Genomic DNA, 8,817 nt, shown 5'->3' with positions numbered 1-8,817 from the left:
ATGAGGATGAGTACCGTGAGTTTAAGAACCTTAAGGCTCGGGTACTGGACAAAGCACAAGACGAAATTGCAGCCACCGACATTCCTTTTACCTACAACGTAGAGCGGAACGGGCGGTCTGCGAAGAGTATCACTTTTGCCTTCCCTCCAACAGGAACCGCTACAAGAATGACGTCAATTGCGCGTCCTGTTTGGCAACAGCGGCTGATAGAAAGTGGGGTCGGAAACCGCAGTATCAGTACCATCGAAGCTCAACTAAACGCAGGTGAGTACGACGAGGGGTACGTGGAATACGTGTTGCGTATTGTTGAGAACCAGTTTCGAAAGGGTAAAATCAAGAAGCCGGCTGGTGCCATCTACAAGGCTCTGGTTGAGAAGTACTTGCTGGAGGACTACCGGCAGGCAAAAGTGGCACCAAAGCCGACAAGAGCATCTGTCGCCAAAGCACTACCTCCTGCGAAAGCGGAAGAAGTGGCCTTTCGTCTTGCCGAGGTAAGGGAGATGTACGACAACCCAGGGCCCTACGCTCAGCGGCATAAACGTGCGGAGACCTTCCAAGAGCACCTGGAGCAAGTGTACTTCAAGGACGGCTTTACAGTACTAGATCGGGGTGGAGAAAAGTGGTTGGTAAAACAGACCACCTAGGTTAACCAACAAGTAATAGGTCTTCTAAGCGCGTCGTGTAAGCAGGGGTTCGCCATTGCGCTTGTCCCTCCCACGGGGCTTGCCGCTGTCCTGGCGGGGTAAGGGCAGTGGCCAATCGCACAGTACCCTTTCCATACCGACGATTCAGTGCATCCAACTCGGCCATTAACCGAACACGCTTCTCAGAAACCGGTCCTGCCTCGAAAAGCGTGAGTTGCGTCTGACCAGCTGGCTCCAGTCCATCCAGGACGACACCGGCTTTCGTGTAGCGGTTGTCCGCCTGCCATAAGCGCTTCAAGGCGAGGCGGGCGTACCGCACCAGTTCCAGCGTATCGTTGGTGGCAACGGGTAGCGTCAGCACTGTGGAGCAGGAGTAGGGTGGGGGCTCTACTCCGTAGCGGCTCTTGCTCAGAAACACGGTCATAAAGTGGGCGGCATCTCCTTGTCGGCGGAGCTTCTCCCCGGCCCGTGAAGCAAAGGCCGTGACGGCTCCCATGATGTCCGGAAAGGCACTGAGCGGCTTGCCAAAGGTGCGCGAGCAACACAGGCTGCGGCGAGCCAGGGTGCCATCCTCACTGGGAGCCAGTCCGTGACAGGGAGTACCTTGTAGCTCCCGCACGAGCCGGGCACCTACTACCCCGCCCAGATGCTTGCGGGCAAAGCCATCCGAACAGCCCGCCAACTCCGCTGCCGTGGTGATGCCCGCGCTGTAGAGCTTCTGGGCATACTGCCGGCCGATGCCCCACACGTCCTCCACGGCGACCTGCTCCAAGGCCCAGCAACGTTTCTCTTCCGTGTCGAGGTAGCACACGCCTCCCAACTCAGGCCGCTTCTTCGCCAGACGGTTCGCCAGCTTGGCCAGGGTCTTCGTGGGCGCAATGCCCACGCAGGTAGGAATGCCGGTGCGGGCCAGCAGATTGGCGCGCACGGTGCGGGCAAACGTATCCAGTCTGCTGACCACGAAGCGTTCCAGTCCGTGCAGGTCCAGGAAGGCCTCGTCGATGGAGTAGATCTCCACAGCGGGTGTCACCTGTCCCAGATACCACATCACCCGCCGTGACATGTCCCCGTAGAGGGGATAGTTGCTGGACAGCACGGTGACGTTATGCTGCAGCAGCAAGGGCTTGACTTGAAAATACGGGTCTCCCATCTGCAGCCCCAGCGCCTTCGCTTCCGCTGAGCGTGAGATGATACATCCGTCGTTGTTGCTGAGCACCACCACGGGCTTGCCCTCCAGACGGGGCTGAAAAACCCGCTCACAGGACACGTAAAAGTTGTTACAGTCGACTAAGCCGAACATACCTTAGTCGCGTGTCTGCAGCAGGGCGGAGAGTTTCCCCGGGACAATCTCGTGGAGGACGTGGGTGACGACACCCCAGATCTTCACATCGCCGGCATCATGAATCTCCCAGGGCTTGTAGGCGGGGTTCTCGGGCTTGAGCCACCAAGTGCCATCCTCACACACCAAGCGTTTTACCGTGCATTCACCTTCGACGACGGCTACGACGATATGATTGTGGTCGGCTTCCATCTGCTTGTCGACGGCCAGCAGGTCGCCTTCGTGAATCTCGGCATCCCGCATGCTCTCTCCACTGACCCGCACGAGGTAGGTTGCGTCGGGATGACGCAATAGTAAGCGGTTCAGGTCAAAGAGTTCTTCCAGATGATCAGAAGCCGGTGAGGGAAATCCGGCTGATATCCGACAACTGAATAGGGGGAGTAAAAACGGCGTCTGGGTTGCCGTAACAGGGATTAATTCAACGTTGCGCATACGTGTGGACTTGAGAGCATGTCCACAATGTTACGTGTTACTAACAAAATTAGTAACACGTCGACTAAAATACTGAGCATATGTCGAGTTCACTATATAACGCCATTTGTGAGCAACTCTCAGTCGGCATTGAGTAAAGAAGTCCCCACACTTAGTTGTCAAACGTGTGAAAGATATGCCAAACATTATCATTAGTTGGCGTATCTTTCAACATGACTTCCAGAGAGGACGACTTCCTGACTTCTGTATATGCTCAGCTACGGGACTGGTTTGGTGAGCGTCCTATACTGTCTCGTAAGGAACTCCTAGACCGGGTTGCGCACCTCAACCCTACGTTAAAAGAAGCAACCCTTGACGTGTACTTGCACCGTCTTACGTTGCGCAATCAACTGGTACACGCCGGCCGAGGAGAGTATACCCTACCAGGTAAGGACCTTGCCGCTGACTACGTACCTCAGCTACCAACAGAGCTCTCAGAACTTTGGCAATCAGTCTCTGCTGAGCTGTTTCTGGACTCTGGTTGCATTTGGACTACCCAGTGGCTTAACGAGTTCACCAACCACCAGGTCATGCGCACCCTGCAACTGGTGGAAGTGGAGCGAGAAGCCCTTAACACGGTTTACTACGCTCTAAAAGACCGCCTTGGCGGACGGGTCTTCCTGCAGCCCAACGCGCGGGTACTTGAACTCTATGTGGCGGAGACTCCTGACGCGGTGCTTGTGCTTCCACTCATCAGTCGAGCTCCCTTGCAGCGGGTAGGAGGGGTACCCGTACCCCGGCTGGAAAAAGTATTGGTCGATTTGCTGAGCGAGACCGAAATACTGGCTGCTTACCAAGGGGAGGAACTGCGCACCATCTATCGTACGGCCGCCCAACGCTACCGCCTCGACCCGCGCACCCTACATGCCTACGCCAAACGCCGTGGTAAGGGCTCCGCTCTGAAAGAGTTACTGCTGTCCATGGATCTCACTCACTTGCTTTCCAAATGATTACCCCTACTTCCTTCACCCGCGAGTGGATCATGGACCAGTGTCAGAAACGCCCCGGACTAGACCCCTCTATTCTGGAGAAAATGATCCTGGCCCTGACCTTGGTTGAGCGGTTGATTGACACCGGATTGCCCCTTGTATTCAAAGGGGGTACCTGCTTAGTGCTCGTATTAGGTCAGGCCCGCCGCTTTTCCGTGGACGTGGATCTTGTTACCCAAGCCGAACTAACAGCAATCGACACGGCTTTAACCCAGGTGTGCACTCAGCCCCCGTTTCGGTCGTTTACATTCGATGCTACTCGCAGCCATAAGGACGACGTACCGCGAGGGCACTACTACGTCTACTATGACTCTGCTCTCGACCAGGAACTAGTAGCAGAGCACCCCCAGCGGTCTATTGCCATTGACCTGCTCTTCGAGGAACACAATTACCCGCAACTACTTCAACTGCCAGTGAGCTCCCCCTTCCTGGTAGAGGAAGGGGAGTCGCGGCAGGTAGCCGTTCCGAGTGTGGAGTCCATTACCGGCGATAAGCTGACGGCTTTTGCCCCACGCACCACGGGGATCCTCTACGGCAAGGGTAAGGAGCTGGAAATCATCAAGCAGCTGTTCGATCTAGGTGTGCTCTTCGACCAAGTGCAGGACGTGGCCACCGTCGCCGAGTCGTTTGCCGCCACCGTGGCCAAGGAGCTGCGCTACCGCCACCTAATCGAGGCTACCGCAGCGGATGTATTGGTGGACACCCTGCAAACCGCATTACTACTAGCTCAGATGAAGTTAAATCGGGTTGCGGCCAAAGAACCTGCTCCGGTTGAGTTGCGACGGGGAATCATCGCCTTCCGCAACTTCGTCATCGACGGGGCCTTCCGCGAAGACCAGGCCGTAGCCGCTGCTGCCCGGGTGGCCTACTTGGCGGCTCGCCTACTCACTCGCGACTACAGTCCGTTACCGCGTCCAGAACCAGGCACTGACCCACGTGCTTACTTCATACCGCATTCCGACTTCAACTACCTCAACAAGCTTCGTACCGTACCAGGGGATGCGCTCTTCTACTGGCACCATACCGTTACGTTACTACACGCACATGAGCAGATTGCCTGGCTTGGGTAGAAGTGGTCGTACACAAACTCAGATTAATGCATCCAGGCTTCGTCGATCATGGCTGGCAGGTCCCAGCTTTTGAAACTCAGTAGGGGTAAGACCAGTCACTTGCCGAAACTGCCGCGAGAGGTGAGCCGGACTACTATACCCTAGTTGCTGCGCTACTTCACTGATGCTCAGCTCTCCATACCCGATCAGTTCCTTGGCTCGTTCCACCTTCTGACGGATGATGAACTTCTCGATGGTCAGTCCTTCTTGAGCCGAAAACAGATGAGACAGGTGGTGGTAGTCCCGTCCCAAGTGTTCCGCCAGGTAGTCCGAATAGTTGAGCAGGCGCGGACCAGGTGGCGGATAGTGAATCAGGGTCACCAGCAGCGTCTTAATCTGTTCTACCAGCTGGGCTTTCGGGTCTTCCAGCAACGCAAAACCTGCGTCCTGCAAGCGGCTTCGCACAGCTTCCCAATCGGGGGCGGCTCCAGTATCTGTAGTTACATCAGCTTCCCCTAGCGCGACACGGTGTACGTGCAGGCCCAGAGCAGCTAAGTCTTCCCGCACCACCCGGATGCATTGGGGACAGACCATGTTTTTGATCAGCAACCGATGGGCTCCTGGTACCAGCAGCGTATGCGTAGGGTTTGGGTCGTGGGTCATGTCTCCAGAGCACTTATTTCACGACCAAGCTGCCGCGGAGCATGCCCATGCCGCAGGTAAACTCGAAGCGGCCAGGCTTGTCAGGTAGCAGCTCCACCAACGTCGTCTTGAAGGCGGGCAGGTCGCGGCGGATACTGAAATCCGGCATGAGCAGCTCCTCCGAGCAACTGTTTTCCTCGTCGCGGTAGAAGCTCAGCTGCACGGGCTTGCCGTGCTCTACTTCAATCACGTCGGGGGAGTAGCCGCCCTTCACGGTAATGTCTACTTCCTGCACGCCGCTGGAGGAAGAAACGGCACTAGCGGTTTGCCGCGCGGAAAAGAAGAAGTACCAGACTACGAATACCGCCAAGCCTAAGCCCGTGATAGTCACGATGATTTCTGCAGTGTCCATTCGGATTAGTGTTTGAGGGGAGTGAAGCCGCGCAGGCGCAGCGAGTTCGTGAGTACCGAAACCGAGCTCAGGGCCATGGCCCCAGCCGCCAGCATGGGCGAGAGCAGCAACCCGAAGACGGGGTAGAGTAGTCCGGCTGCCACGGGAATACCCAAGGTGTTGTAAATGAAGGCGAAGAACAGGTTCTGTTTGATCGTGCGGATGGTCTGCCGGCTGAGGGCAATGGCCGTAACTACCCCGGTCAAGTCCGAGCGCATGAGCGTGATGCCAGCCGCTTCCATGGCCACATCGGTGCCTCCGCCCATAGCCAGCCCGATGTCCGCCTGCGCCAGGGCCGGGGCATCGTTGATACCGTCGCCTACCATGGCCACGGTACGGCCTTCGGCTTGCAGTTCCTTCACCTTGCCAGCCTTGTCCTGGGGTAGCACTTCGGCGAAGTACCGCGTGATGCCGACTTGCTGCGCCACCTGTGCGGCCGTTTGCGGGTTGTCACCCGTCATCATTACCACCTCAATTCCCAGCCGCTGCAGCTGGTGGATAGCCGCCGCCGACGTTTCCCGGATGGTGTCGGCTACCCCAATTACGCCGGCAGCCTGCCCATCCACGGCCACGTAGAGCACGGTTTTTGCCTGGGCAAGGAGCTGATCGGCTGCGCTGCGCAACCTGGGAAACAGGTTCGTGCCTGCTTCCTCCAACAAGCGAAGGTTTCCGATTAGAACCGCCTGACCATTGACGGAAGCGGTGGCTCCTTTGCCTTCCACGGCGCGGAAGTTGGTTGCCGGCAGTACGACGGCTTGCTGCGCATCGGCATAGCGCACCACGGCTTCCGCCAGTGGGTGCTCCGACTGCCGTTCGACCGCGGCTACAAGAGAGAGTAACTGCCCCGGTGCAAGTCCTTCTGCGGGTAGAAAGTCAGTCACGGCCGGCTCACCGCGCGTGATGGTGCCGGTTTTATCAAGCAGCACGGTGTTCACTTGGTAGGCTTTCTCCAGGGCTTCCGCATTACGAACGAGCACCCCGTGTTCGGCTCCTTTGCCCGTGCTGACCATGATGGCCGTGGGCGTAGCCAGCCCCAGAGCGCAGGGGCAGGCAATGATGAGCACGGCCACGAAGTTAACCAACGCCAGCGGCAGCCGGGCCTCCACCGGGGCCAGATCAAACCAGAGCACGAAGGTCAGGATGGCAATGACTACTACCGTGGGCACGAAGATGGCGCTGACCTTGTCGGCCAGGCGTTGAATGGGCGCCCGGCTACCCTGGGCGTCTTCGACCAGCTTGACAATCTGCGCGAGCATGGTGTCAGCCCCGACCTTGGTAACGCGAAAACGGAAGGAGCCGGTTTTGTTGATGGTCGCCCCGAACACCGGGTCGCCGGCCTTTTTCTCCACCGGCAGGCTTTCCCCAGTTAACATGGCCTCATCTACCGCAGAATGCCCCTCTTCGATGATGCCGTCGGTAGCTACCTTCTCACCGGGGCGTACGACCACGATATCGCCGAGCTGCACTTGCTCAATCGGTATATCCGCCTCCTGGCCGCCAGGGCGCACCACGCGGGCCGTTTTGGCCTGGAGCCCCATCAGGGTGCGGATGGCTGCCGAGGTTTGGGTTTTCGCCCGCAGCTCTAGCACCTTGCCCAGTAGAATCAGAGCAATGATGGTGGCCGTCGTGTCGTAGTAGACCTCCGGCATCAGTCCACGCCGGGTAAAGAACTCTGGGACTACCGTGGCGGCCAGACTGTAGAGGAAAGCCGCGCCGGTGCCCACCGCAATCAGCGTATCCATGTTGGCCGCCCGGTGCCGGAAGCCATTCCAGGCCGACACGTAGAACTCGCGCCCGCTGTAGAGCAGGACGGGTAGGGTAAGCAACAACAACCCATAGTTCAGCCACCGCATGTTGACGTGCTGCATCAGTGCGGGCCACAGCATCAGCATGCTCAGCGGCATGATGAGGATGGCCAGCCCCGTGGCCACCCAGAAGCGACGTTTGAGGTTTTGATAAGCAAGCGCTTTCTGCTGGTCGATTTCGGCCTGCCGGTCAGCCGCGCTGGTGTCGGGGGCACGTTCCATGACGCCGTAGCCGGCGTTAACCACTGCTTCCTTGAGCGTGGCCGGAGTCACCTGGGTAGGCAGGTAGTCGATGGTGGCCTTCTCCGTGGCAAAGTTGACCACGGCCCGTTGCACGCCTGGCGTACGGGACAAGGACTTTTCGACAAAGGAAGCGCAGGAAGCGCAGGTCATGCCTTCAATGTCGAGGGTCTCGGTTTTGGTCGTTGGCTCCATAACGGTAAGGGAAACAGGTTCCGGGCGGTACCAAATAGCGAGGTGCCGAGACCCGGAAATACGCTTACAAAGGAACGGGCCGTGGGTGGTGGAGTTGGTACGGAATCTCTGCGGAAACTTGCATAATTTGCACGCAGACCTTGGGTTGCGGATTTACATAATCAAGGTTCCTACTTGCATAATTTTGCGGTGGTAGAATCACCCTCCCTGGTCCGACCTTGCAAAGAAGTGTCCATACGCCCTTATGAGACCTGTTTTTGCTGGTAACTCGTAGGAGCTCCTTGCCCTTTTCGGAACTCTTGGTCGGGAATAGAAGTAAAGAAGGAGTCCTGTTCTTTCTGCGCAGTGACCTAGTTTTGCAGTTGCTTACTCCTTGTCATGCTCCGTAACCTGTTCCCCTTCCGACGCCTGTTGGCGACGAGCTTCCTGCTCGTCTTCGTCAACGTGTTCGTAGGGCAGTGCTGGTGTGCGGCTATCAATCCGGTACTGGCGAGGCCTGCACCAGTGGTCCCAGCCACTGCTCCTGTAGGTAAGCCCACGCATCCCGGTTGCCACGGTCACGGGGCGAAGCAACAAGCGTCTGCAAAAGCCAAGGAAGCACATGGCCAGCACGCGGCCAAATCGACCAAGTCATCAGGTGAGCAAGACTGCTGCAAGGATAACTCAGCCGTCATTCTCAAGTCGCTGACGACTCCTGACGTAAAGCACCTGCTGACGCCTGCGCCAGCTTTGCTGCCGGCCGACAACGATTTCTTCTTCCGGCCAGCAGCCGGCCGCTGGGACCGCAGCATTGCGGTAGTGCTCGTGCTCCGAGAGCACCTGCCACCTAAAATACCGGACATCCGCATTTTCATTCAGTCCTTAACGGTCTGATTCGTTGACGCGCCAAAGGCTCGCCCCGGCATAGCTGTGCTATGTCCGGAGCGGGCCTTTGCGTTTTCGTGACTACTCCGGTGCTGCCTTGCGCCCATCACCTCCCTCTTTTCTTGGAT

Annotated in this window: 9 protein-coding genes; 4 read left to right on the top strand and 5 right to left on the bottom strand. The window is 57.7% G+C overall.

Going from position 1 to position 8,817, the window contains the following annotated elements; all coding sequences use genetic code 11:
• A partial coding sequence (locus K3G63_RS22270) for a replication initiation protein (RefSeq protein ID WP_220616362.1) occupies nt 1–644 on the top strand: 644 nt, incomplete at its 5' end.
• Between the two features lies 1 nt (nt 645).
• Here the strand turns inward: K3G63_RS22270 and K3G63_RS22265 are convergent.
• Both K3G63_RS22265 and K3G63_RS22260 read right to left on the bottom strand, forming a co-directional pair.
• Nucleotides 646–1,944 (bottom strand): Y-family DNA polymerase, encoded by a 1,299-nt coding sequence (locus tag K3G63_RS22265; protein WP_220616361.1) that lies wholly within the window; start codon nt 1,942–1,944, stop codon nt 646–648.
• 3 nt (nt 1,945–1,947) lie between these two features.
• A complete protein-coding gene (locus K3G63_RS22260; RefSeq protein WP_220616360.1) occupies nt 1,948–2,415 on the bottom strand; it encodes a LexA family transcriptional regulator in 468 nt (155 codons plus the stop codon).
• A gap of 212 nt (nt 2,416–2,627) precedes the next feature.
• On the opposite strand from K3G63_RS22260, the gene K3G63_RS23125 reads away from it, so the two are divergent.
• Nucleotides 2,628–3,404: a DUF6577 family protein gene (locus tag K3G63_RS23125; protein WP_310794624.1), complete on the top strand. Its 777-nt coding sequence runs from the start codon at nt 2,628–2,630 to the stop codon at nt 3,402–3,404.
• Entirely contained in the window at nt 3,401–4,513 is a 1,113-nt protein-coding gene (locus tag K3G63_RS22250; RefSeq protein ID WP_220616358.1) for a nucleotidyl transferase AbiEii/AbiGii toxin family protein, read from the top strand. Before K3G63_RS23125 ends, K3G63_RS22250 begins: the two co-directional genes overlap by 4 nt.
• Before the next feature lie 18 nt (nt 4,514–4,531).
• Here the strand turns inward: K3G63_RS22250 and K3G63_RS22245 are convergent, their stop codons facing one another.
• The 3 genes from K3G63_RS22245 to K3G63_RS22235 are packed head-to-tail and all read right to left on the bottom strand — an operon-like array spanning nt 4,532 to nt 7,825.
• The gene (locus tag K3G63_RS22245; RefSeq protein ID WP_220616357.1) at nt 4,532–5,155 is read right to left on the bottom strand and encodes an AraC family transcriptional regulator; all 624 of its coding nucleotides are present in this window, start codon (nt 5,153–5,155) and stop codon (nt 4,532–4,534) included.
• 13 nt (nt 5,156–5,168) lie between these two features.
• A complete protein-coding gene (locus K3G63_RS22240; protein ID WP_220616356.1) occupies nt 5,169–5,546 on the bottom strand; it encodes a cupredoxin domain-containing protein in 378 nt (125 codons plus the stop codon).
• Between the two features lie 5 nt (nt 5,547–5,551).
• Nucleotides 5,552–7,825, bottom strand: coding sequence for a cation-translocating P-type ATPase (locus tag K3G63_RS22235; protein WP_220616355.1), 2,274 nt, complete (start codon nt 7,823–7,825; stop codon nt 5,552–5,554).
• A 378-nt stretch (nt 7,826–8,203) separates the two neighbouring features.
• Here K3G63_RS22235 and K3G63_RS22230 point away from each other — a divergent pair, with 378 nt between their 5' ends.
• On the top strand, nt 8,204–8,698 hold the full coding sequence (locus K3G63_RS22230; RefSeq protein ID WP_220616354.1) for a hypothetical protein: 495 nt from the start codon (nt 8,204–8,206) through the stop codon (nt 8,696–8,698).
• Nucleotides 8,699–8,817: the final 119 nt, after the last annotated feature.

The sequence above is a fragment of the Hymenobacter sp. HSC-4F20 genome (assembly GCF_019599275.1).
Taxonomy (GTDB): domain Bacteria; phylum Bacteroidota; class Bacteroidia; order Cytophagales; family Hymenobacteraceae; genus Hymenobacter.
This window is presented reverse-complemented; position numbering and strand designations above follow the sequence as displayed.

Bases quoted from the DNA above. Each gene is read 5' to 3' on its own strand.
- K3G63_RS22265 (WP_220616361.1), bottom strand. From the start codon at position 1,944: ATGTTCGGCTTAGTCGACTGTAACAACTTTTACGTGTCCTGTGAGCGG.
- K3G63_RS22260 (WP_220616360.1), bottom strand. From the start codon at position 2,415: ATGCGCAACGTTGAATTAATCCCTGTTACGGCAACCCAGACGCCGTTT.
- K3G63_RS23125 (WP_310794624.1), top strand. From the start codon at position 2,628: ATGACTTCCAGAGAGGACGACTTCCTGACTTCTGTATATGCTCAGCTA.
- K3G63_RS22250 (WP_220616358.1), top strand. From the start codon at position 3,401: ATGATTACCCCTACTTCCTTCACCCGCGAGTGGATCATGGACCAGTGT.
- K3G63_RS22245 (WP_220616357.1), bottom strand. From the start codon at position 5,155: ATGACCCACGACCCAAACCCTACGCATACGCTGCTGGTACCAGGAGCC.
- K3G63_RS22240 (WP_220616356.1), bottom strand. From the start codon at position 5,546: ATGGACACTGCAGAAATCATCGTGACTATCACGGGCTTAGGCTTGGCG.
- K3G63_RS22235 (WP_220616355.1), bottom strand. From the start codon at position 7,825: ATGGAGCCAACGACCAAAACCGAGACCCTCGACATTGAAGGCATGACC.
- K3G63_RS22230 (WP_220616354.1), top strand. From the start codon at position 8,204: ATGCTCCGTAACCTGTTCCCCTTCCGACGCCTGTTGGCGACGAGCTTC.